The sequence below is a fragment of the Pseudomonas sp. GW823-FHT06E10 genome (assembly GCF_058794995.1).
The window spans coordinates 33613-55843 of the sequence record NZ_JBXAHJ010000018.1 but is presented as its reverse complement, the minus strand read 5'-3'; the positions used below and the strand labels follow the sequence as shown (position 1 = coordinate 55843).

Genomic DNA, 22231 nt, shown 5'->3' with positions numbered 1-22231 from the left:
CGTCCCTATAAAACGAATGCAGGCGGGAAAAATTAGCGGATGGGAACAAGTATCAGGAGGGAGTGAAACGCGAAATTCTGGGCCGCTGAAAATCAAAAATGTGGGAGCGAGCTTGCTCGCGATAGCTGTGTGTCAGGCACCATTATTGCCGGCTGACACGACGCCATCGCGAGCAAGCTCGCTCCCACAGGGATCGGGTGAAATTTGGGAGTGGTGTTAACCCACGGCAGCCATGGAATGCCGCCGATGATGCACCTCAAGCTGATCCTTGATCACCCGCAGCACCTTCGCTTCCTGCTCATGGATGAAGAAGTGCCCGCCAGCCAGCATGTCCACCGAAAAACTGCCTCGGGTTTCCTGGCTCCAGCCGATCAACTGTTCGGCGGTGGCGCGGTCGGTCTTGCCACCGAGCACGTGCACCGGGCACCTGAGCAACGGGCGCTGCACCGGCTCGAAACGCCCGCACAGCAGGAAGTCCGCGCGCAGCACCGGCAGGGTCAGGCTCATCAACTCTTCATTGGCCAGGATCTCTTCGCTGGTGCCGTTGAGGGTGCGCAATTGCTCGATCAGTTCGGCGTCGGTTTTCGGCTCGGCATACTGACGGTCGTAATCGGCGCGAAGCGTCGGTGCGGCGGTGCCCGAGGCGAACAGCGCCACCGGTTCCGGGCAACCCAGCGAGCGAAACGCATGGGCCATCTCGCAGGCCAGCAGCGCCCCCATGCTGTGCCCGAACAACGCATACGGCGCCTTGAGCGTGGCTTTCTGTTCCTGGGCCAGTTGCAGCGCCAGACGGCGCATGTCGGTGTGCAAGGGCTCACCGTAGCGCGCGCCCCGCCCCGGAAGCTCCACCGGTTGCAGCTTGAGCCACTCCGGCAGTTTTCGCCGCCAACGGCTATAGACCATGGCACTCGCGCCCGAATAGGGCAGGCACAGCAATGTCAGCGGGGTCACCGGGCTTTCCTCGAAAGTTATCTGTAAAGAGAACGGATGAGGTGCCCAAAGAATTAGCCATGTGAGTAACCCTGTGGGAGCGAGCTTGCTCGCGATAGCGGAGTGTCAGTCGACATCATGAGTGCCTGACACACCGTCATCGCGAGCAAGCTCGCTCCCACAGGAGGCTGTTTCCAGCATTGAATCTCTATTTCAGATGACGATAGCTCGGGATTGCCGAACCGAGCACCACTGCCCCCGCCGCAATCGCCAGCCAGAACCCGCTGCGCGCGCCGAAGGCGTCCACCAGCCAGCCGGAGCCGGCGGCGCCGATCGCCACGCCGATGCTCAGGCCGGTGACCAGCCAGGTCAGGCCTTCGGTGAGTTTGGCCGGCGGTACGATCTGCTCCACCAGGGCCATGGCGACAATCAGCGTCGGCGCGAAAAACAGGCCGGCGACAAACACCGCCAATGACAAACCGAAAATGTTCGTCGCCAGCAACAACGGCAAGGTGGTCACCGCCGTCGCCACCCCGCCGTACAGGAACAGGCGCGCCAGCGGCACTTTCGAACGCAGTGCGCCGAACGCCAACCCGGCCAGGCACGAGCCGATGGCGTACACCGACAGCACGATGCTCGCCGCCGCCGGTTGGCCCTGATGCTGGGCGAAGGCAACGCTGACCACGTCCACCACGCCGACAATGGTGCCCATGGCGACCATCAACAGCATCAGCAACTGAATGTCGCGGCAACGGATGATCGAGCCCTGGTGATGCTCTTCATGGGGATGCACCGGCGGCTCCGTGCTGCGCTGCAGGACGAATGCGGTGACGCCGATGGCCAGCGCCAGCAAGGCCGCCAGCGGACCGGCCTCGGGGAATGCCACCACGCACAACCCCACCGACAGTGGTGGCCCGACAATGAAGCAGACTTCGTCCAGCACCGACTCCAGGGCGTAGGCGGTTTGCAACTCGGGGCGGCCGCGATACACCTCAGTCCAGCGTGCCCGCACCATCGCCGACATGCTCGGCATGCAACCGGCCAGCGCGGCGAAGAAAAACAGCGTCCAGTGCGGCGCCTGCAACCGCGTGCACAGCAACAACAGCAACAGTGCCCCACCGCCCAGCAACGCCGATACCGGCAGAATCCGCCCCTGGCCAAATCGATCCACCAGCCGCGACACCTGAGGCGCACAAAACGCCGTGGCCAGAGCGAACGTCGCCGCCACCGCGCCGGCCATTGCGTAGCCACCCTGCAACTGCGAGAGCATGGTGATCAGGCCGATGCCGGTCATGGAAATCGGCATGCGCGCGATCATTCCGGCCAGCACGAATGCGCGGCTGCCGGGGGCTTTGAATAACTCTCGATAGGGGTTTGCCATGGGACGGGTCTCATCAGGGGACTGCACGTTGCCATAACGGCTGATTGCGGGGGAAGCGTGGAATTGTTGGTTGAATGTGAAGGCCCCATCGCGAGCAAGCTCGCTCCCACAATTGATTGGTGCAGGCAGTTCTTTGTGGAAGCGAGCCGAACGGAAATACCTTGTTGCCAGCCATGACATCCCCACCTAACATCCTTGATGAACGGGTACAGCGGAGCTGTGCAGAACCACCCGAATTCAAGGAACCAGAATGACCCAACGCATCCATCGCAGCATCGCCTCCCCGCTCCGAAACGGTTTGAACCGCGAAGAACTCTGGGAGGCCGACGACAAGGGCCTGATCAAATGCTGGGAAGTCGGCCGCCAGCGCGCCGCCCGCTTCCCCGACCTCGCCCGACAGTGCCTCGCCGGCGAGTTGCCGGTACTGGGCTGGAAAGGTGGCGTCAGCCGCAGCCTGAAGAAACTCGAAAAGTACGGCTCCCTCAAATACCTCGCGCAGTGGCAGGGGCTGCGTGGGGAAGATCTGGATGTTGATTTGAACCAGGAGCGGGCGCTGACTTGCTCGCGAACCGGGATGGTGGTGACGTTTACCCCGGACCGGGCGAAGTATTTCAATCAAATAGCGGAAGTTGAATCCTAGGAGCAGGGACGATGGTCGATTTGCATCAGGAATTTCAAAACAGTGGATTTTTCCACGAAGCACGCATTGATAGACGTTCAGCCGACGCACTGGTAGGCATTACGGCTGGACTCGCTGCCGATGGCCAGATCAACCAGCAGGAAGCCGAGTTTCTCAAGAGCTGGATCGAAGTTCATTTGTGTCATCTGGGTGATCCGGTCGTGAACATCCTCTACAAACGCCTCTCCGACATGCTGAGTGATGGTGTGCTGGACTCCGAAGAATCGGCTGAGCTACTGGATATGCTGCACCAGTTTGCAGGTCTGCCGGTTGGCTCTGACCAGATCTTCACAACGCCTTGCAGTCTTCCACTCGACAACCCTGCCCCCACACTGAACTTGGTTGATCGGATTTTCCTGTTCACCGGAGTCATGGCTTACGGTCCGCGCAAAGAATGTGAATCGCTGATTGTCGAACGCGGCGGTCAGATCGGTGGTTCGGTCAGCAGAAAAATCAACTATCTCGTGGTGGGCAGCATCGGAAACGATCAGTGGCTTCATAGCACTTATGGAACCAAGATCAAAAAAGCGGTCGAGCTAAGAGAGAGCGGTGTTCCTATCGCGATCATCAGTGAAGAACACTGGCAAAGGGTGCTGTTCGGGTGACCGTGGGGTAACTGCATCAGGCTCAGGCTAAAAGATGCTCAAGGCACCATTGAATCTGCACCAACACTGACCGAAAACCGCTCCCGATATGCCTGCGGCGTCACGCCCATGGCCCGCAGGAAACTGCGGCGCAGGGTTTCTTCGCTGCCGAAGCCGCATTGCACCGCTACTCGTTTGATCGGCACGCCGGTATCGCTGAGCAAACGTCGCGCGGTTTCGACGCGGATCAGTTCGATGGCCCGGGCCGGGGTCTGGCCGGTGTCGGCGCGGTAGTGGCGCACGAAGCTGCGTTCGCTCATGCCGGCCTGCAAGGCCAGGGTCGGGATACCAAGGTCGTGGGCCAGATTTTCGCTGATCCAGGCGTGAAGTTCATCGAAACGGTTGCCTTCCTGTTGCAGTGACAGGGTCACGCTGAATTGCGACTGGCCACCCGGACGTTTGAGAAACACCACCAGTTGTCTCGCGACTTCGAGGGCCATGGTGCGCCCCAGGTCTTCTTCGACCATGGCCAACGCCAGGTCGATGCCGGCGGTCACCCCGGCCGAGGTCCAGACCGGGCCGTCGTTGATGAAGATCGGGTTGGGCTCGACGTGCAGTTGCGGATGCTGCTGCGCCAGTTGCTCGCAACGGGTCCAGTGGGTGACCACGCGCCGGCCGTCGAGCCAGCCGCTGGCCGCCAGCAGGAACGCACCGGTGCATACCGAGGAAACCCGCCGGCAGCCACGGGCATGTTCGCGCACCCAGGCGACCAACGGCGCATCTTGCGCCGCTGCGTAAACACCCCAGCCACCGGCGATGATCAGGGTATCAGTGCCCTCATCCGGCAACGGTTCGGCCAACAGCGCCAACCCCGCCGACGACATCACCGCCCCGCCGCCACTGGCAATCACCGTCGGCGCATAGGGTGGCGGCAGGCCTTGCTGGCGGGCAATGTCGTTGGCCGAAGCGAAAACCTGCAACGGCCCGGTGACGTCGAGCAATTGCACGTTGGCGAAAGCGAGTACATGGATGGTTTTCGACATTTGGCGTAATTCGTGGGGATATTGGCGTATGCGCCAAAGCCTACGAGCCTAGAGTCAAACCGTCCACCCACTTCACGAGAAAAACACCATGACGTTGCAGATCGGTTTTCTGTTGTTTCCACAGGTTCAGCAACTGGACCTGACCGGCCCTTACGACGTACTGGCCTCGCTGCCGGATGTGAAAGTGCATCTGATCTGGAAAGACCTGATGCCGGTCACCGCCAGCACCGGCCTGCTGTTGAAACCGACCACCACCTTCGATGATTGCCCGGCACTGGACGTGATCTGCGTGCCCGGTGGCAGTGGCGTCGGTCCCTTGATGGAAGATGACCAGACTCTGGATTTTCTCAAGGCACAGGCCGCCAACGCGCGGTACATCACGTCGGTGTGCACCGGCTCGCTGGTGCTGGGTGCGGCGGGATTGCTCAAGGGCAAACGCGCCACCACTCACTGGGCATATCACGAATTACTCAAGCCGCTGGGCGCAATCGCGGTGCAAGACCGGGTGGTTCGTGACGGCAATCTGTTGACCGGTGGCGGCATCACCGCCGGTATCGACTTCGCTCTGACCCTGGCCGCCGAGCTGTTCGACCAGGCCACCGCCGAGTTGGTGCAACTGCAACTGGAATACGCCCCGGCCCCGCCGTTTACCGCGGGTAGCCCCGAGACGGCCCCGGCCAGCGTGTTGGGAGAGGCTCGCCAGCGGGCTGCCGACTCGTTGAAACTGCGGGCGCAGATCACCGAGCGTGCGGCGGCGAAACTCGATCGACAGTGAAAAAATGGCGGCGGGAACCCGGTTCCTGCCGCCACGACTTTTCATGCACGCAAAAAAAACCCGCCGAAGCGGGTTTTTCCAAGACCATGACGACTCCTTGTCGTAGCGTTCCTTGCATATGGTCGATCATCCATGATCCTGAGCACATCCTGTGCTTCAGTGGGTGAGGCCAGATTACGCTTCGGATCCAATTTGTAACAGGCGATATCGCTACCATCGCGTGTAAGACATTCGCTATAAACCACCCTCCGAAAACCCTTAGACGCCTCAGGTTTCGAGCCGACTTCAGCCACTCTGTTGCTCGTGGGCTTTGGCATTGTCGATCAAAAACTGCTCGATATTGTTCATTTGCTCTTCCCAGCCACGACTGTCCATGCGGAAAGCCCTTTCGCGACGGGCCTGGGGAATGTGATCGAAACCGGACTCGGAGACCTTGAGCAACGTGCCGTTGTCCATGTCTTCGAGCTCGAATTTCACCAGGGTGGTGGGTTCCTGGGAGTAATCGACTTCAGGGTTCACGGCATACGGGTGCCAGCGAAACGAAAGCAGCCGTTCCGGCTCGACCCGCTCTACCAGTACATTCCAGCGCAAATGTTCATAACCGGGATAGGTAACCTGCCCCTGGGTCCATTCGCCTGCCACAAAGCGCTTGCCTTCCAGCGCCACGCCAAACCACTGTCCGAACACTTCGGCATTGGCCAGCACACGCCAGACCTGTGAACGCTTGGCCTTGAGCAGGATTTTCCTTTCGATGCGATCAGATGCTGGGTTCATAAGTCACCTCCTGTACTTGAACAGTAGGCCAGTAAGACCACAAGACCAACTCTAAAGTTGTACCAATCGGGATGTGCAATCAACCATACCTGAGATATTCGGTTGCATTTACGTGGATAAGTTCTGGGCAATCGCAAAGTCAGCGGGTCGAAACTGCTAACGTTCGCCCTCGAAACAGCATCGAAAAGGATAGCGACATGAAAAATCTGCGCGGCAGTTGCCTGTGCAAGGCCATCGAATACGAGCTCGATAGCCTCGACATGCCCATCAGCCACTGCCATTGCCAAACCTGCCGCAAGGCACACGCAGCGGCTTTTGCATCGACCGCCGGAGTCATGCGCGAGCATTTTCGCTGGACCAAAGGCCAGGATCGCCTGAGCCACCATGAATCGTCGCCGGGCAAGTTTCGGTATTTCTGTTCAGTCTGCGGTTCACACCTGATGGCCGAACGGCCGGCCCAGCCTCACGTGATTGTTCGGGTGGCGACGCTGGATACCGATCCGCGGATGACGCCCCAAGCGCATATCTGGACGTCTCACGATGTGCCATGGCTTGAATACGATTCGGTGGAAAAGCACGTGCAATGGCAAGCGTAGAGAGCCAAATGCCCCTCGGCGCTACACTGCACCTCTCTTTCGGTCACAGCGAGCACTCCAGCATGAACCCACGCTTCTTATTGGCGCTGACACCCTTGTTGTTCACCTCCATGGCGTTCGCCGTGGACTGCGACAACGCCAGCGATCAGGCGACGATGAACCAGTGCGCGGCGCAGCAGAACGCGGCCGCCGACAAGGAATTGAATGCGCTGTACCAGCAGATCACTTCGCGGCTCAAGAGCAACCCGGACAGCAAGAAGCAGTTAGTGGGTGCGCAGCGGGCGTGGGTTGCGTTCCGCGATGCCGAGTGCAAGTTTTCGGCATCCGGGGTGGAAGGCGGGAGTGTGTATCCGCTGATTTACAGCAACTGCACCACGGAACTGACCAAGGCACGGGTTCAGACGTTCAAGAACTACCTGAAATGCCAGGAGGGGGATATGAGTTGCCCGGTGCCGGGGGTTTGATTTTTGCTGTTTTTGCAGTGTTTTTGAGGGCATCTTCGCGGGCAAGCCCGCTCCCACAGGGGATTAGGGTGTACTCGCAATGCCGGCGTCACCACAAAAACTGTGGGAGCGAGCTTGCTCGCGATGAGGTCGGCACATTCAACATTGATGTTGCCTGACATGCCGCCATCGCGAGCAAGCCCGCTCCCACAGGGTTCAGTGGTGTTCACACAATAGTGACCACACCAAAAATCCACTGTGGGAGCGGGCTTGCCCGCGAAGGCGTCAGTTCAGGCGCCGCAATTACCGGACAAAAATCTGCGCCGTGGTAATCGCCATGTCTCCGCCCGGCAACTTGATGCTGCCCGTCTGCTTCAGGCTGTCGGCATCAAAGATCGCCACGTCGTTGAACGTCCCCGCCAGGTAGATCTTGCTGCCGTCCTTGTTGAAGGAAATGCAGTAATACGAGTGATCGAGCGCGGCGGACTGGAGCATTTTCTTCTGCTTGATGTCGTACTTGGCCAGGCGGTTGAGTACGCCAAACATCAGGTTCGGGTCCTTGGGCGAGCGCATACCGCTGAAGTAGATCTCCGTCAGAGGCCCGAAGTCGGTGGTTTCGGTCTTGCCGGTCTTCAGGTCGACGCTGAACAGGCCGTACAGGTATTCGGCGGTGGCCGGGTCCTGTTTCTTGTCCTTGAATTTCGCCGCGGTGTAGAGCAGCGAGAAGTCATGCCGGTAGGTCTGCTGGTTCCAAACGTAGAGCACGTCCGGCGCGCTGTAGTTCGGGCGCTTCCAGTGCCGGCTGGGGATCAGCACATCGAACTTGCCGGTCTGCACGTTGACCTTGTAGACATCCGCCCCCGCCACGTACAGCGTGCCGTCGTCACCGCTCTGCATGATGGTCAGTTGGCGCGGCGCCGGGAAACTGCGCAGCGGCTTGGCGTCCATGCCGGCATCGGTCGAATACACGTCGAGCCGTGGCTGCTGCACTTCGTAGCGATCGTTCATCATCAGCGTCGGGTTGGCGACGGTGTACAGTTCCTTGCCGTCGTGGCTGACCGTGAAGGCGAACATGGACCTGGCCTTCTCACCCGGCTTCTGGGTGATACTGGCGTGGAACACCTGCTTGCAGTTGTCCAGTTCGACACCGTAGACATCCGCATAGTGATTGTTCAGCACGTAGGCGGTCTTGCGGTCCGGCGACAACTGCACGGAGCCGGGACCGAAGGCATCGGGCATCTTGCAGGTCTTGAACAGCGTGTCGGTGGCCAGGTCGATCACGTGCAGGTTGTTCGGGTAGTTGGTGGTCACCATGTATTCGTGACCGACTTGCAGCGCGGTATTTTCATCGGCCAGAACACTGACAGAACAGCTGCTCAGGACGGCGAACGCGGCCAGGCCGCAGGCTTTGATGTTACGCATGCTGGAATCCTTCTTCTGTGATCACTTGTCTTTGGGGAAGACAGTGCCGAGGTTGCGCCAGTTGTCGTTGGACGCCTGGGCATCCTTGTTCCAGTCCGGGTAGGTGCTCATCATGTCGGGCACCTGGGCCGGCCACCAGCAAGGGTCGGAGCACCCGTAGAGGTCGGCCTCCATCGGCTGGCACAACGACGACACACCGCCAAACGCATCGATTTCCCAGCCCGGGTCGGTGGTCGAGGCACAGCCCGCCACGGAACTCATGGCCACCACTTCTTCTATGCGGTTTTCATCCGCGGCCTGATCCAGCTTCAACGCTTTGTTATTGATTGCCTTGAGATGTTTCATATCAGTGAGCCTTGCGCGGAGTGATGTAACTGCTGATGAACGCAGGGTTATTGGTCATGATCCGGGTGTAGACCTCGATGCCGAAGTCGACCCAGTCACGCATCAGTTCGCAGTAGTGATAGGTTGGGTGGGTCGGATCGCCATAGCGGGCGTAGCTCTCGTGGTAGCAGCCGCCGGAACACAGGTTGCGGATCTGACAGTCTTCGCAGCCGGTGTTGGTACGGTCCAGGCGCTGGGACAGGAAGTCGTTCAACTCCACCTGTTTCACGCCGCTATGGACGTTGCCGAAGGTCGGCAGGCTCGAACCGGTAAAACGGTGGCACAGGTTCAGCTCGCCCTTGTGATCCACCGCCAGCATCTTCAGGCCCGCGCCGCACGGCAGGGCTTTCTTGTGGCCTTCGTGGATGTCGGTGATGAGCTGGTGCAGGTTGGAGAAACCGATGTTGCGGTGCTCCAGCGCCGCTTCCAGGTATCGACGACCCAGCGCCTTCATGTTGGCGAACACCTGCACCAGTTCATCGCTGGTGAGATTGAAGCTGCTGATGTCGCCGGAGGTCACCGGGGCAAAGCCGACTTCGGCAAAACCCAGTTCGTTGAACAGGTGATCCCAGATGGTTTCGACGTCGGTCACGCCGGTGGTGAGCGTTACGCGAGCTCCGACCGGACGGCTGTTGTAGCGCGACAACAGCATCTCGGCCTTGCGCCGCACCACGTCATAGGTGCCCTGCCCGCCCACGGTGATGCGGTTGCGGTCGTGCACGGTCTTCGGCCCGTCGATGCTCACCGACAGCCCGAAACGATGGGCATTGAGGTAATCCACCGTTTCTTCGGTGAGCAACGTGGCGTTGGTGGTCATGACGAATTCGACGAACTTGCCCGCCTCGCGAAAACGTTTCTCACAATAGTCGACCATGTACTCGATCAGCTTGCGGTTGCTCAGCGGTTCGCCGCCGAAGAACACCACGGTGAAACGCTCTTCGTCCGGGGATTCGCGCAGCAGCATTTCCACCGAGGCGATCGCCGTTTCGACGTCCATCTTCTTGCCCGCCGACGGCTTGTCGAGGTCTTCCTTGTAGCAATACGTGCAGCTCAGGTTGCAGCCGGTGTTGACGTTGAGCACCACGGTATTGATCGCCGTACGCTCGACCCGCTTGGTGGCGATGTCCGGGGTCAGCGGCGAGCCGTCGCTGACCAGTTCCAGGGCCATCAGCTCGCGCAGGGTCTCGGTGATTTCCTCGCCGTTGAAACGCGCGGCCAGGCGCTGGATCAGGTCGTCCGAGGAACAACCTGGCCCGCGCAAGGTGTCGATGATGGTGCCCGTCAGTTCATCGCTGGCGAACAGCGAACTGCTGGGGATGTGAAACAGCATGCGGTCAGCATCGACCTGCACTTCGTGCAGGTTGCGTTCGACCAGATTCAAGATAGCGCCCATGGCAAACCTCCTGTGCAGGCCCCGCTTGGCGGGGCTTGCGGTCATTCCGAAAAGTGTCTGAAGCCTGTGCCGTCAGCCAACTCACGGAATGGGTGGATTGTTCCAGCGTTGCACGGTGACGATCAGGTGGCCTTCGCCGGTCAGGGATTTCCCTGCGTCGTCGACGGCGGCGATCACCTTGAGGTTGCCGGCATTGTTGGTGGACATCTTGCGTGCCGGGTTCGGCCCGGCATCGCCCGGAGTGAACACGCCGGTGTCGGCCTGCATGGTGCCGGCGAACTTGACGTCTTCGTCTTCCCTGGCGCGGTCGTCGAAGGCCTCGACTTTCCACTGCGCCGGGAACACACCGATGCGGTACGGCTTGCCATCAGCGCCCTTGCCCCAGGCTTCCGCGTCGAAACGGCCCTGGACTTTCGGCGTCGAACCACCGCCCTCGCCGATCCGTGCCACCGAGAATTCCGGCACAACCTTGACCGAGGCGATCTTGCTGTACACCGACAGGCTCGGGCCCTTTAGCGTGCCGACGCTGACCGCGCGCAAACCTGGCTGGGCATTGGCGGCGGCCTTGAGCTTGACCTTGATCCGCTCCGGGCTCTGCTCGACCACTTCGAGCACTTCCACGCCTTTGCCGAAGTCCGGCTTGCCGGTCAGGCCGCTGCCGATCAGGGTCACTTCGGTTTCACTGCCGGCCTTCAGATAACCCGGCTGCACCGCCAGCAAACGGTTGGAGCCTTGCTTGGCGGCGACGAAGTCCAGGCCACGCTCGTCGTGCTCGGCCTCGAACATCCGGCCCTGCATCGCATTACCCTGGGCGGCGAACACCTGGCGCATGGTCACGCCATCGATGGTCACGTTGCCGCGCCATTCGTAGCCGGTGTAGAGGATTGCACTGCCGTCGCCGTTGAACGGCGTGCCGTCGGCATACTGGCCTTTGACGCTGACCTTGAAGGTGTCGCTGCCATCGGCACTCACGGTCATTACACCCGCCAGCTCACCCTTGCCCGGCAAGTGGCCGCTGAAGCTCCAGTCGCCCACCAGGGCATCGGCTTTCGGCGCCGCGCTCTGCCATTTTTTCCAGGCCGGGTTGTCCAGCGGATAACGCTTGGCCAGCAGCGGCACCATCTCTTTGCGGGCCATATCGAACCAGTCGCGGTCCCGGGACAGCGCCTGGTATTCCAGGGATGGCCATTGGCCGAGGTGGAAGTTCACCAGACGCTCCCACTCCTGGGCCGGACGCCGTTGCAGGGCGACCCGCGCACCGGAGTGACAGCGGCCGCACATCTGGCTGGTCTGGTCGTCGAACTGCTCGACGGTATTGAGCCGACGCTCCAGTGCATAGCGCACGCCGTCGGTTTCGCTCGGCGCCAGGCCCTGGGTGTCGGCCAGGTATTTGACCAGTGTGCGACGGTCGTCATCGCTGATCTGCAAACCGTGCATGGTCTGCATCCGGGCAATGCTCATCAGCCAGCCTTCCGGCGTTTTGCGCTGGTGGCTGATGCGGCTGAGGGCGTTATCGGCTTCGGGGGTGTGACAGCCCTGACAGGTTTCCTTGAGGATGGTCTGGGCGTCGCGGGCTGCCAGGCTATGAGGCGAATGCAGCGCTACACAAGCGGCTACGGCCAGCAGGCTGGCGCTCATGCCTGATCGGAGTTTTCTCTTCATCAACGTCGAACCTCGCACGGTGCGTTCTTATTGTTGTGGCTTATCGTTTTTATGGTTTCTGCCGCCGGCTTTGATCCGCTGACGGAGGCAAGAGAAACGTCTGCGATGAGCAATACACGGAGCGTGCCAGCTTATTAATATCTCAATGAATCAATGACTTGTGACTAATAACCGGTTTTTTTCGGGAGACGTCATGGGCGTTGCACGTTTAATTTCGCGACAACTGTTTCACTCTGAGACAAGCATAGTTTTCTGTAGGAGCGAGCCTGCTCGCGATGGTCGTTAACGATATCGCGTGCTTACAGGCTAAACGTAGTGCTCTTTCGTCCATCGCGAGCAGGCTCGCTCCTACAGGGTGTTGTGTTCGGGGCGTCTCACGTCGTCGCAATTTGCGACGTTTATCGATCTCACGGTGACCCGGAAAATATCTGTCACCCCACTAGATCGGGCCTTCGGGCCGAAAAAACACAACTGGCACAGGCATTGCGAAAGCCCGGTTCTCACGAACAACAAGAGGCCTCGCCAATGTCGCTCCCAAACCTGCTTCCCGCCACTTCGGCATTCATCCAGCGCGCCCCGCGCATGCTTATCGGCGGTGACTGGGTCGAGGCCGCCGACGGCCAGACCATGCCCCTGCACAACCCGGCCACCGGTGAGGTGCTGTGCTTGGTGCCACGGGCAACACCGGAAGATGTCGACCGTGCGGTGCTCGCGGCCCGCCAGGCGTTCGACGATTCGGCCTGGACCCGCACCCGTCCCCGGGAGCGGCAGAACCTGCTGTGGAAACTCGCCGACCTGATGCAGCGCGACGCCGAACTGCTGGCGCAACTGGAATGCCTGAACAACGGTAAAAGCGCGGCGGTGGCTCAGGTGATGGACGTGCAACTGGCCATCGACTTCCTGCGCTACATGGCCGGTTGGGCGACCAAGATCGAAGGTTCTACGGTTGACGTGTCGGCACCGCTGATGCCCAACGACCAGTTCCACAGCTTCATCCGCCGTGAAGCGGTGGGCGTGGTCGGTGCCATCGTCGCCTGGAACTTCCCGCTGTTGCTGGCCTGCTGGAAACTCGGCCCGGCCCTGGCCACCGGCTGCACCGTGGTGCTAAAGCCGGCCGACGAAACCCCGCTGACCGCACTTAAACTTGCCGAACTGGTGCTGGAAGCCGGTTATCCCGAAGGCGTGTTCAACGTGGTCACCGGCACCGGCATCACCGCAGGTTCTGCCTTGACCCACAACCCGCTGGTGGACAAGCTGACCTTCACCGGCTCCACCGCCGTCGGCAAGCAGATCGGCAAGATCGCCATGGATTCCATGACCCGGGTCACCCTGGAGCTAGGCGGTAAATCACCGACCATCGTCATGGCCGACGCCGACCTGAAAACCGCCGCGGCCGGGGCTGCCAGTGCGATCTTCTTCAACCAGGGCCAGGTCTGCTGCGCAGGCTCGCGGCTGTATGTGCAGCGCAAGCACTTCGACAATGTGGTGGCGGACATCAGCGACATTGCCAACGCCATGAAACTCGGCAATGGCCTGGACCCGAGCGTCGACATGGGGCCCTTGATCTCGGCGCGCCAGCAGGAACGCGTCTACGGGTACATCGAAAAGGGCCGGGAAAGCGGCGCGACCATCGCCTGCGGTGGCGAGCAGTTCGGGCCTGGGTTCTTCGTCAAGCCAACGGTAATTGTCGACGTCGATCAGAAGCACTCACTGGTGCAGGAAGAAATCTTCGGCCCGGTGCTGGTGGCCATCCCGTTTGATGACGAAGCCGATGCCCTGCGCATGGCCAATGACAGTCCGTATGGATTGGGCGCGAGCATCTGGTCCAATGACCTGGCGGCGGTGCACCGGATGATTCCGCGCATCAAGTCAGGATCGGTGTGGGTCAACTGCCACAGCGCCCTGGACCCGGCGCTGCCGTTCGGAGGCTACAAGATGTCCGGGGTCGGGCGTGAGATGGGGTATGCGGCGATCGAGCATTACACCGAGTTGAAGTCGGTGCTGATCAAGTTGTGATTCGTAGCGTTCTTCAGGCCGCCTTCGCGAGCAAGCCCGCTCCCACATTGGAATGCGTTCCCCTGTGGGAGCGGGCTTGCCCGCGAAGGCGCCCCCACAGCCACTACGCCACTGTTTCGCGGCCCTGTGGTTGACCCACCCCATATTTTGCGCCGGCCCGAAGCGCGTGACGAAGCTTCAGGGCCGGCCGTTCGACGCAGTAGTACGAAACGCCGCTGAGCAGCAGCGACAAGGCCAGCACTGTTGCAACAACGGCCCCATCGTAGGCAACCGACCAGACAGCGTGCAGGAAGTACATCACCACATAGTGATTCAGGAACACGCCGTAGCTGATATTGCCGAGGAACTCGTCAATCCGGTGAAACCTGAGTTTTGTCAGCAGGTACACGGCGGGCACGCCCAGCGCTATGCCGGCGGTCACTTCGGCATTGAACGGTCGGCGCTCTATCCATCCCGCCATGATGGCCGCAAACATCAGGGCCGCCACCACGGCGGTGCCGGCAGCGATCGCCAGATCCTTCGGCTGCGCTTTGTACAGGTAGCTGCCGCACAGGAACATGAACAGCACACCCGGCAATAGACGGTAGCCGTACAGGTCGGTGTTGATGAAACCCAGGCACGCGGCCATGAAGACGACGACGGATAGAGCAAACGCAACGCCCCGCGCCCTATAGATGATCAGGAAGGGGATCATCAGGTAGAAGCACATCTCAAGCCCCAAAGACCAGGCCGGCGGCAAGATCCACGATCCCGCCGCGCCGAACATGTAGAAGCCGAGTGGCACGATAGCCAGGCTTGCGGCGATGTTGCGCAGCGTCAGCTCGGCGGCTTGAGGCGTGCCGGGCAGCAGGAAATAGATCACCGCACAGGAAACCACGAAGTAGAACAGGAATTGAGGATAGAGCCGCAGGGCGCGGTCCAGGTAGAACAGGCCGACTTTCTCCGGCGCCTTGTAATTGCGTTCGATCAGCGAGGTCATCACGAAACCGCTGATGATCAGGAAGGAAATCACGGCAATCACGCCGGGGTTTAGCCCCATGAACGTCTTGCCCATATGAGAAACGGCCACCAGAACGGCCAATAGCAGACGATAAGCTCCCACTTACACCCCAAAATTCCTTGTCATTATGGCGCGTAAATTACGATGCTTTGCGCTGGGAGAACAGGCTTTTTCGCCGTATCCGGACGTTCTTCATTCAGGGTTTGAAACCCTGGCCCAGTAACCAGCTGCGAACCATCCGCCCCTGCTCCACCGTCAGCCCGGCCAACACCTGATCCGCCGGCTCTCCCTGCTTTAACCTCTGCACCAACGCCGCCACCTCAACCCCATGCACATGCCAGATACCCAGCGGTTGATCCACCGTGATCACCACCTCGGCTTCATCGACCAGCCCATCACGCAACACCGGCGCCCGCTCAATCCTCAGTGCATTGAAATCCGCCTCGGCATGGGCCACCTCGGCATCCGGCCAGCTCCGTCGTGCCTGCCAGAACGGCTGGTCCGGCCAGCGTTGCTCATCGGCATAAAAATCCCGGCCGATCCGCGCAAACCGCAAAAACAACTGCCCCACCCGCTGCTGGTGGAAACGCTGGGCCAGAGCCGTTCGTTCGGGTTTGCACAGCAGCGTGTTGATCACCGCGGGCGCCTGCAACGCCGAAGACAAGGACTGAAAGATCCCGTTGCCCGACAATGGGTCCACCGCCATTGCCGCATCGCCGACCCGAATCCAGTTTTCGCCACACACCTGCGGGCTCAGAATCGCCGTGCTGCTGCGGGCGTGCAGTTGCAGATCAGATTCCGCTTCGCCCGCAAAAAATGCAGTGGCCAGCCGCGAACCCTGGCGCCGCTGTCGGCAGTAATCGAGCAACATAGCCTTGCCCGGCAACCCGGCGCTGGCCACATCCACCGTCCATTGCCAGTAACACTGGCCGTCGGCGCGCCGCGCCATCCACGCCCAACCGTCCTCAAGGCTTTCCACGGCGCTGGCGGTGCTGCCCGGCGAACCCTGCCAGCGATTGAGCAAGCTGACGGTCTCGGGGCCACGCAAGCCTTTACCGATAGCGGGGGCCTGACGTCCACGGGCCTCTACGAGAAACGGCGCCAGCAGCGGTTCGCGGCCGTCGATTTCGATTCGGTGGCCATTGGTCGATGACTGAACCGTCAGCACCCGGCCTTCGATCAACTCGACCCCCGCCAGGCGCAAATCCTCACGCAGACCTCGGTCAAACAGCGGACGGTCGAGCAAGTATTCGATGTTCTGCGCATGGTGCTGGCCATTCCAGTTCACCTGGCGTTGAGAAGGCAACGCTGCTTGCGCCAACGCCTGGTGCAGACCCGCGCTGCGCAACGCTTCCAGAACCCGCACGGACACGCCTTCGAGCGCCGCAAACCGGCGCCATTCGCTGATCAGCGTGACGCCATGGCCCAGCCGCTTCAAACCCAACGCGACCGCAGCCCCCGCCGGGCCGGCGCCTAGAATGACGATGTCGGTCATGGCCCGAAGCGCCGTTCAGGGCCACGGTAACGGGCATGCTCGCGCAACCACTCGATGACTTGCTCATTGCTGGCACCAGGTTGTTCGACGAGGAACCCGGCAATGTGCCCGCTCAAGGCGGCACAACCGAGGCTCGCCCCGGATTGCCCCGGGTAGGTGCCATGCACACACGCGGCGAAATCCGCCTGGGCGCTGTTGAGCCACGACCATTCCTGCTCGGCGCACCGCGCATCACCGGTCACCCGCAACACCTGCGGATAGTTCGCCGGAAACACCCCTTCCCCCTGGGCCGGGCTCGACGCGCACAGCAGCACGCCCTGCGCCACCGCCGCCGCGCAGGCCGCGCGCAACAGGCTGCGATCCTGGCGCAGGCCAAGGCTCAAATTGATCAGTCGAACGTCCTGCGTCAGCAGCCAGTCAATCGCCGTGGCGATCTGCAAGGCGCTGGTGACACCCCGCTGGTCAAACACCTGAGCCACGCAAAACAGCGCCGAGGGTGCACGCCGGCCGATGGCCTCGATCACCGCACTGCCATGCCCCAGCGGGTCTTCGCGCAAGTCGCCCTCCGCCAGGCCGTCTTCGAGCAATGAAAAGCGTCGACCGGCGATCACTTGCACCCGTTGTGCCGCCGAGTGACCGCTGTCCACCACACCAATGCGCAACTCAGGTTTCATGCAGCACCGTTTTCGAGGTCAGTACGCCGTCGAGCAATTCGAAGCGCAGGTCGGCGTCGGCCAGGGTTGAGGGGCGATGGCTGATCAGGATGCGCGTACGCCCGGCAAACAGGCGGTCGATGGCGTCGATGACTTCGCGTTCGGTGGCTTCATCCACTGCGGACGTGGCTTCATCGAGCACCAGGATCAGTGGGTCCTGCAACAGCGCCCGGGCAATCGCGATGCGTTGTTTCTGCCCGCCGGACAACTGCTGGCCCCGCTCGCCCAAGGGACTGTCGAGACCTTCGGGCAAGGACTCGATCAGGCTGTCGAGTTGCGCCAGTCGCGCCACGTCGGCAATCGCCTCGCGGCTGGCGTCCGGTGCCGCGTAGGCCAGGTTGTCGGCGAGGCTGCCGCGAAACAGCACGATGTCCTGGCTGACGATGGCGATGCGCCGACGCAACTGGAACAGATCCAGCTCGCGCAGATCGACGTCGCCCAGCAGTACCCGGCCCGATTGCGGATCGTGATGACGTTGCAGCAGGTCGATCAGGGTGGACTTGCCCACGCCCGAGCCGCCGCTGAGGGCCACTTTCATACCGTAGGGAATCCGCGCCTCGATGCCGCGCAGGGTCGATTGGCGGCCGGGATGGGCGAAGTGCACGTTGTCGAACCAGAGATCGCCGCCAGTGGGCATTGCCCTTGGCGTGGCGGGCGTCAACACCGTCGGTTGTTCGCCGCGCAATTCCATGACCCGGCCGAGGCTGACAGTCATCCGCTGGATCGCGACGTAGAGCCCGAGCAGGCTCTGCACCGGCCCCACGGCCATGCCCAGGTAGGTGGAAAAGGCAATCAGGGCGCCGAGCTGCCAGGTGCCCTGCACCACCCAGTAACCGCCGATCAGAAATGCGCAGGCCCGGGACAGCGAGGTCAGGGTACCGGGCACGGCCTGGGTGAAAAATTCGGTGACTTGCAGGCGCAGCAACTGGCTCATGTAGCCCTGCCCCAGCGTCTCGAGGCGCCGCGCTTCGCGCTGTTGCTGGCCGGCGGACTGGATGAATTTCATCACCGGCAATGTCTCGACCATGAACGACGACATGTCCGCCGAACGCTCGCGCAACTGCCGCACATCGCGCTCCACCTTGCGCCGCATCCAGCGCAGCCAGAGCACGTCGAGGGGAATCAGCACCAGCGCCAGCAGCGACAGTTTCCAGGACAAGGTCAACAGCATCGCTACCGCGACCACCAGGCCGATCACGCTGGACACCGCCGAGAACAGCGAGTCCACGGCGAACCGCTGGATTTCCGCGACATCGCCATCGAGGCGCGACATCAGGTCGCCGATGCGCCGCTGGCCGTAAAAGCTCGGCGACAGGGTTTGCAAATGCCGGTACAGGTCATCGCGCAGGGCAAACAGCATGCGCCCGGACAGTCGCGTGTGCAGGTAGCGATTGATGCCCGAAAGCGCCGTGCCCAGCAACCCGGCAACGATCATCAACCCGGCGATCATGACCAGCATCGGGAAATTGCGCGCCAACAGGCCATCGTCGATCAGCAGTTTGGTCAGCCACGGCTGCACCAGCACCAGCGCCGAGGCGCAGACCGACAAACCCAGCAGCCCGGCAATCGCCAGGCGATGGGGTCGCACGAAACTGTACAGCCAACGCAATGCCGCTTGCAGGGCCTCGGGGTTCTGGCTGTCGATCAGCCGAACGATCAAGCGCTGCATCACGAACGCAACTGTTTGAGCTTGCGATAAAGCGTCGCGCGGCTGATGCCCAGAGCGTCGGCGGCGGCCGAGACATTGCCCTGGTGCGTGTCCAGGGACTGACGGATCAGCTCCAGTTCGTTTTCCCGGATGCTGCCGGCCTGGGGCCGTTCGCTGGTGGTCAACTCGTCGAGCATGCTGTCGGGCAAGTGGTCGAGGGTCAGCACGGTGTCGCCCGGTTCGCGCATGGCCAGCGCGGTGCGCAGGACCATCTCCAGTTGGCGGATGTTGCCCGGCCACTGATAACCGTTGAGCAAGCGATCGAGATCATCGTGCAGGACCACGGCGGGTGCGCCCAATGTCGTCAGCATGCGAGTGACGAGCGCGCCGAAATCTTCGCGTTCGCGCAGGGCCGGAAGCATCACGCTGATGCCATTGACCCGGTAGAACAGGTCCTCGCGAAAGTGTTTTTCTTCCACCAGACGCTTGAGGTCGCGGTGGGTGGCGCAGATCAGCGCGACGTCGATGTCCTGCTCTTCGCCTGCACCCAGGGGCGCGACCTTGCGATCCTGCAGCACCCGCAACAACCGGGCCTGCAAAGCCAAAGGCATGTCGCCGATTTCATCGAGGAACAAGGTGCCGCCATGGGCCTGCTGCAAACGCCCGACCATGCCGCCCCGGCGTGAACCGGTGAACGCGCCTTCACGATAGCCGAACAGTTCGGACTCGATCAGGCCTTCGGGAATGGCCGCGCAGTTCACCGCCACGAAGGGTTTGTCGCAGCGCGCTCCGGCCATGTGCAGGGCGCGGGCGATCACCTCTTTACCAGTGCCGGTTTCGCCCAGTAACAGGACCGGCAGTTCATTGGCCAGGCCTTGGCGGGCCATGCGCAAGGCACGGGCGTAGCGCGTATTGCTGCCGGCGAGCGCTTCCAGGTCCGGTTGCGCCTTGGGCGGTTTCGCGACTGTGCGCGGCGGGCTGCTGACGTTGATCGAGCGTTGCGGCGCGCGCAGGGTCTTGTAGAAGAATTCACCCTTGGCGGTTTGCAGGCTGCCGGCTCCACCCTGATGCAGACGCGCCAACAATTGCAGGCCGTCGACTCCGAGAAACTCTTCGCAGCGCCGACCGATCAGGGCCGAGCGCTCGGCGTGGAGCAACTGGCAGGCCTGGGCGCTGACCGCCAGGATCTGCCCGCCGAGGCTCACGGCCAGCAGGCCTTGCCACGGGGATTCCAGATATTGCCGACGGCTGTGGAAGGCCAGGACGATTTCGTCCGGATAACTGGCGTTGAACACCCGGCTTTCGATCTGGCTGACCGCCATGGCCAGCAGCGCAGTGCTGTCGTGGGCGCGGCCGAGCGGGCCTTCGCGGGTCAGGTCAAGGACGCCAAGAATGTCGCCCTGGGGGCAATGGATCGGCACCGAAGTGCAGGAAAAATCACTGAGGCGATCCAGGTAATGTTCGCCGCAATCGATCAGGGTCGGCCGGGCTTCCACCAGTGCCGTGCCCAGGGCGTTGGTGCCGCGAACCGCTTCGCTCCAGCAGGTGCCGAGGGTGATGTCCTGCAGGCCGCTGCCCTTGAGACGGTCGGCGCGGCCTTCGACGGCGAGGATGGTGGCGTCGGAGTTGGCGAGGATGATCAGCCCTTCCTTGCCCTGACGCTCGGCCAGGTAATCGATGGCCGGCAACGCGGCGTCGATCAGCAAGCGGTTGCTGGCCAGCAACACGTCGAGGCTGGCACTCGATTCCAGCGCCAGCTCATGCTTGGCATTGAAATGCACGCCATGGCTGAGACTGCGTCGCCACGAGGCATCGATTTCCGCACGCAGGACGCCATCCGGCACTTCGCCTTCCAGGTGCAACTTTTCCCGAGCCAGCCGGGCTTCGCGATGCAGTTTGGGGGAGTTTGTTTTTATTGGCGTCATCAAGCGCTCCGGGTCATCCACCCTGCGCCTTCATACGTCGGCGCCCTGGAGCAATCTTTACGTTAACGTCAGGGCTATGGCAAGTGCCGTAGGGCGCTTGTGTTCCGTCAGGTGGACCCCGTTATCGTTCATCGCGAGCAAGCTCGCTCCCACACTTGACCGAGGTGAACCGCATATTTGTGTTCAACACTGACCAGTGTGGGAGCGAGCTTGCTCGCGATAGCGATCTACCAGGCAGCAAAGATCTCAGAGCTGCCAAACCTCAGGGTCCACAAAAAACGCCCGGGCATTATCCTCCAGGCTCTCCAGGTGATACCCGCCCTCCTGCACAATCAGGCACGGCAACCCGAGGCTGCGAATGCGCTCACCGAGCAGGGCAAACCCTTCGCGGGTCACCGCTACTTTGCTTTGCGGGTCCAGCTCGAAAATATCGAAGCCCAGGGACAGCACCAGCACCTCGGCGCCGAAGTCCTTCAGCGCCTTCAGCGCTACTTCCAATTGCCCGAGAAAAACCGCCTCGCTGGCGCCATGGGCCATCGGCAGGTTGAGGTTGAAACCCTCGCCCGCACCGACACCACGCTCTTCGGCAAAACCTGCGACCCCCGGATAGAAGTTGGTCGGATCGCCGTGCACCGACACGTAGAGCACGTCATCGCGGTCGTAGAAAATCTCCTGAATACCCTGGCCGTGGTGCATGTCGGTATCCAGCACCGCTACCCGCGAAAAACCGGCGCGCAATACCTGCGCCGCCACCGCCGCGTTGTTCACATAACAGAAACCACCCGCCGCTTCGGCCCGGGCGTGGTGACCCGGTGGCCGGCACAGGGCATAGGCTGCCGGCTCGCCATCGAGCAAAGCCCGGGCACCGGCGATGGCGCTTTGCGCCGACCAGTAGGCCGAACGCCAGGTCTGCTCGCCCACCGGGCAACTGCCATCGGCCAGATAGCGCGCCGCTTGCGCGAGAATTCCGCGCAGGGCATTGGGTTCGCGGACAAAGATGTTCGACATCACCTCGTCGCCCCAATCCTCGGGAATCTCTTTCCAGCGCTGATGGGCTTCCTGCAAAAACCTCAGATACGGTGCGCCGTGCACCGCCAGCAGCGGATCGAGCCCGGCATCGGCCGGTTGCTCAACGGCAAAACCCAAAGCGTGAGACGCCTGCACCAGGCGCTGCGCACGCTCCGGCACTTCCTGCGGCGTACGCATCTGGCCACGGGAATAGTAGCTGCGTGGATGGTGGAGCAATTGTTCGGGATGGAAAAAACTGCGCATGGAGTGAATACCTGTCAGTTAACTTGGATCTTGAACCCAGCCGCGCCCCACTGTGGGAGCGAGCTTGCTCGCGATGAGGTCAGCACATTCAACATT

Annotated in this window: 20 protein-coding genes; 6 read left to right on the top strand and 14 right to left on the bottom strand. The window is 61.6% G+C overall.

Annotated features, from left to right (window positions below):
- Positions 1-216: 216 nt before the first annotated feature.
- Both AC1Q6Y_RS24460 and AC1Q6Y_RS24455 read right to left on the bottom strand, forming a co-directional pair.
- On the bottom strand, positions 217-951 hold the full coding sequence (locus tag AC1Q6Y_RS24460; protein ID WP_492625334.1) for a thioesterase II family protein: 735 nt from the start codon (positions 949-951) through the stop codon (positions 217-219).
- 187 nt (positions 952-1138) lie between these two features.
- Positions 1139-2311, bottom strand: coding sequence for an MFS transporter (locus AC1Q6Y_RS24455; protein WP_150814764.1), 1173 nt, complete (start codon positions 2309-2311; stop codon positions 1139-1141).
- Positions 2312-2561: 250 nt separating this feature from the next.
- On the opposite strand from AC1Q6Y_RS24455, the gene AC1Q6Y_RS24450 reads away from it, so the two are divergent.
- The gene (locus AC1Q6Y_RS24450; RefSeq protein WP_349735356.1) at positions 2562-2951 is read left to right on the top strand and encodes a hypothetical protein; all 390 of its coding nucleotides are present in this window, start codon (positions 2562-2564) and stop codon (positions 2949-2951) included.
- An 11-nt stretch (positions 2952-2962) separates the two neighbouring features.
- Entirely contained in the window at positions 2963-3595 is a 633-nt protein-coding gene (locus AC1Q6Y_RS24445; RefSeq protein WP_057713930.1) for a BRCT domain-containing protein, read from the top strand.
- A gap of 38 nt (positions 3596-3633) precedes the next feature.
- On the opposite strand, the gene AC1Q6Y_RS24440 is transcribed toward AC1Q6Y_RS24445, so the two are convergent.
- Entirely contained in the window at positions 3634-4617 is a 984-nt protein-coding gene (locus AC1Q6Y_RS24440) for a GlxA family transcriptional regulator (RefSeq protein WP_492625333.1), read from the bottom strand.
- 88 nt (positions 4618-4705) lie between these two features.
- On the opposite strand from AC1Q6Y_RS24440, the gene inhA reads away from it, so the two are divergent.
- Positions 4706-5392 carry an isonitrile hydratase gene (gene inhA, locus AC1Q6Y_RS24435; protein WP_090456930.1) on the top strand — a complete coding sequence of 229 codons (687 nt, stop codon included), beginning with the start codon at positions 4706-4708 and terminating at the stop codon, positions 5390-5392.
- Between the two features lie 285 nt (positions 5393-5677).
- On the opposite strand, the gene AC1Q6Y_RS24430 is transcribed toward inhA, so the two are convergent.
- The gene (locus tag AC1Q6Y_RS24430) at positions 5678-6166 is read right to left on the bottom strand and encodes an SRPBCC family protein (RefSeq protein ID WP_057713927.1); all 489 of its coding nucleotides are present in this window, start codon (positions 6164-6166) and stop codon (positions 5678-5680) included.
- A gap of 197 nt (positions 6167-6363) precedes the next feature.
- On the opposite strand from AC1Q6Y_RS24430, the gene AC1Q6Y_RS24425 reads away from it, so the two are divergent.
- Both AC1Q6Y_RS24425 and AC1Q6Y_RS24420 read left to right on the top strand, forming a co-directional pair.
- Positions 6364-6762 (top strand): GFA family protein, encoded by a 399-nt coding sequence (locus tag AC1Q6Y_RS24425; protein ID WP_057713926.1) that lies wholly within the window; start codon positions 6364-6366, stop codon positions 6760-6762.
- Between the two features lie 62 nt (positions 6763-6824).
- Entirely contained in the window at positions 6825-7226 is a 402-nt protein-coding gene (locus AC1Q6Y_RS24420; RefSeq protein WP_090456932.1) for a lysozyme inhibitor LprI family protein, read from the top strand.
- Positions 7227-7508: 282 nt separating this feature from the next.
- Here the strand turns inward: AC1Q6Y_RS24420 and peaD are convergent, their stop codons facing one another.
- The 4 genes from peaD to peaA all read right to left on the bottom strand — a co-directional run bounded on the left by peaD (position 7509) and on the right by peaA (position 12066).
- Entirely contained in the window at positions 7509-8627 is a 1119-nt protein-coding gene (gene peaD / locus AC1Q6Y_RS24415; protein ID WP_090456933.1) for a quinohemoprotein amine dehydrogenase subunit beta, read from the bottom strand.
- Between the two features lie 21 nt (positions 8628-8648).
- Positions 8649-8972, bottom strand: coding sequence for a quinohemoprotein amine dehydrogenase subunit gamma (gene qhpC, locus AC1Q6Y_RS24410; protein ID WP_008016081.1), 324 nt, complete (start codon positions 8970-8972; stop codon positions 8649-8651).
- Position 8973: 1 nt separating this feature from the next.
- Complete coding sequence (gene peaB / locus AC1Q6Y_RS24405; protein WP_057713924.1) at positions 8974-10404, bottom strand: quinohemoprotein amine dehydrogenase maturation protein; 1431 nt, start codon at positions 10402-10404, stop codon at positions 8974-8976.
- 81 nt (positions 10405-10485) lie between these two features.
- Positions 10486-12066: a quinohemoprotein amine dehydrogenase subunit alpha gene (gene peaA, locus AC1Q6Y_RS24400; RefSeq protein ID WP_489847252.1), complete on the bottom strand. Its 1581-nt coding sequence runs from the start codon at positions 12064-12066 to the stop codon at positions 10486-10488.
- Positions 12067-12591: 525 nt separating this feature from the next.
- Here peaA and AC1Q6Y_RS24395 point away from each other — a divergent pair.
- Positions 12592-14082 (top strand): aldehyde dehydrogenase family protein, encoded by a 1491-nt coding sequence (locus AC1Q6Y_RS24395; RefSeq protein WP_407516901.1) that lies wholly within the window; start codon positions 12592-12594, stop codon positions 14080-14082.
- Positions 14083-14185: 103 nt separating this feature from the next.
- Here AC1Q6Y_RS24395 and AC1Q6Y_RS24390 read toward each other — a convergent pair whose 3' ends face one another.
- The 6 genes from AC1Q6Y_RS24390 to AC1Q6Y_RS24365 form a co-directional block, all read right to left on the bottom strand.
- Entirely contained in the window at positions 14186-15184 is a 999-nt protein-coding gene (locus tag AC1Q6Y_RS24390; RefSeq protein WP_057713921.1) for an acyltransferase family protein, read from the bottom strand.
- Between the two features lie 94 nt (positions 15185-15278).
- Positions 15279-16577, bottom strand: a complete 1299-nt coding sequence (gene qhpG / locus AC1Q6Y_RS24385; RefSeq protein WP_492625332.1) for a flavin-dependent monooxygenase QhpG — start codon at positions 16575-16577, stop codon at positions 15279-15281.
- The gene (gene qhpE / locus AC1Q6Y_RS24380; protein ID WP_154861497.1) at positions 16574-17251 is read right to left on the bottom strand and encodes a subtilisin-like serine protease QhpE; all 678 of its coding nucleotides are present in this window, start codon (positions 17249-17251) and stop codon (positions 16574-16576) included. Before qhpE ends, qhpG begins: the two co-directional genes overlap by 4 nt.
- Complete coding sequence (locus AC1Q6Y_RS24375; RefSeq protein WP_057713918.1) at positions 17241-18959, bottom strand: ABC transporter ATP-binding protein; 1719 nt, start codon at positions 18957-18959, stop codon at positions 17241-17243. The genes qhpE and AC1Q6Y_RS24375 overlap by 11 nt, the downstream gene beginning before the upstream one ends.
- A complete protein-coding gene (locus AC1Q6Y_RS24370; protein WP_492625331.1) occupies positions 18959-20863 on the bottom strand; it encodes a sigma-54-dependent Fis family transcriptional regulator in 1905 nt (634 codons plus the stop codon). Before AC1Q6Y_RS24370 ends, AC1Q6Y_RS24375 begins: the two co-directional genes overlap by 1 nt.
- Before the next feature lie 246 nt (positions 20864-21109).
- Positions 21110-22135: a histone deacetylase family protein gene (locus tag AC1Q6Y_RS24365; protein WP_218498047.1), complete on the bottom strand. Its 1026-nt coding sequence runs from the start codon at positions 22133-22135 to the stop codon at positions 21110-21112.
- Between the last annotated feature and the right edge of the window lie 96 nt (positions 22136-22231).

Excerpts from the sequence above, each read along its gene's own strand:
- AC1Q6Y_RS24455 (WP_150814764.1), bottom strand. The coding sequence starts at position 2,311 with ATGGCAAACCCCTATCGAGAGTTATTCAAAGCCCCCGGCAGCCGCGCA.
- AC1Q6Y_RS24450 (WP_349735356.1), top strand. The coding sequence starts at position 2,562 with ATGACCCAACGCATCCATCGCAGCATCGCCTCCCCGCTCCGAAACGGT.
- AC1Q6Y_RS24445 (WP_057713930.1), top strand. The coding sequence starts at position 2,963 with ATGGTCGATTTGCATCAGGAATTTCAAAACAGTGGATTTTTCCACGAA.
- AC1Q6Y_RS24440 (WP_492625333.1), bottom strand. The coding sequence starts at position 4,617 with ATGTCGAAAACCATCCATGTACTCGCTTTCGCCAACGTGCAATTGCTC.
- inhA (WP_090456930.1), top strand. The coding sequence starts at position 4,706 with ATGACGTTGCAGATCGGTTTTCTGTTGTTTCCACAGGTTCAGCAACTG.
- AC1Q6Y_RS24430 (WP_057713927.1), bottom strand. The coding sequence starts at position 6,166 with ATGAACCCAGCATCTGATCGCATCGAAAGGAAAATCCTGCTCAAGGCC.
- AC1Q6Y_RS24425 (WP_057713926.1), top strand. The coding sequence starts at position 6,364 with ATGAAAAATCTGCGCGGCAGTTGCCTGTGCAAGGCCATCGAATACGAG.
- AC1Q6Y_RS24420 (WP_090456932.1), top strand. The coding sequence starts at position 6,825 with ATGAACCCACGCTTCTTATTGGCGCTGACACCCTTGTTGTTCACCTCC.
- peaD (WP_090456933.1), bottom strand. The coding sequence starts at position 8,627 with ATGCGTAACATCAAAGCCTGCGGCCTGGCCGCGTTCGCCGTCCTGAGC.
- qhpC (WP_008016081.1), bottom strand. The coding sequence starts at position 8,972 with ATGAAACATCTCAAGGCAATCAATAACAAAGCGTTGAAGCTGGATCAG.
- peaB (WP_057713924.1), bottom strand. The coding sequence starts at position 10,404 with ATGGGCGCTATCTTGAATCTGGTCGAACGCAACCTGCACGAAGTGCAG.
- peaA (WP_489847252.1), bottom strand. The coding sequence starts at position 12,066 with ATGAAGAGAAAACTCCGATCAGGCATGAGCGCCAGCCTGCTGGCCGTA.
- AC1Q6Y_RS24395 (WP_407516901.1), top strand. The coding sequence starts at position 12,592 with ATGTCGCTCCCAAACCTGCTTCCCGCCACTTCGGCATTCATCCAGCGC.
- qhpG (WP_492625332.1), bottom strand. The coding sequence starts at position 16,577 with ATGACCGACATCGTCATTCTAGGCGCCGGCCCGGCGGGGGCTGCGGTC.
- qhpE (WP_154861497.1), bottom strand. The coding sequence starts at position 17,251 with ATGAAACCTGAGTTGCGCATTGGTGTGGTGGACAGCGGTCACTCGGCG.
- AC1Q6Y_RS24375 (WP_057713918.1), bottom strand. The coding sequence starts at position 18,959 with ATGCAGCGCTTGATCGTTCGGCTGATCGACAGCCAGAACCCCGAGGCC.
- AC1Q6Y_RS24370 (WP_492625331.1), bottom strand. The coding sequence starts at position 20,863 with ATGACGCCAATAAAAACAAACTCCCCCAAACTGCATCGCGAAGCCCGG.
- AC1Q6Y_RS24365 (WP_218498047.1), bottom strand. The coding sequence starts at position 22,135 with ATGCGCAGTTTTTTCCATCCCGAACAATTGCTCCACCATCCACGCAGC.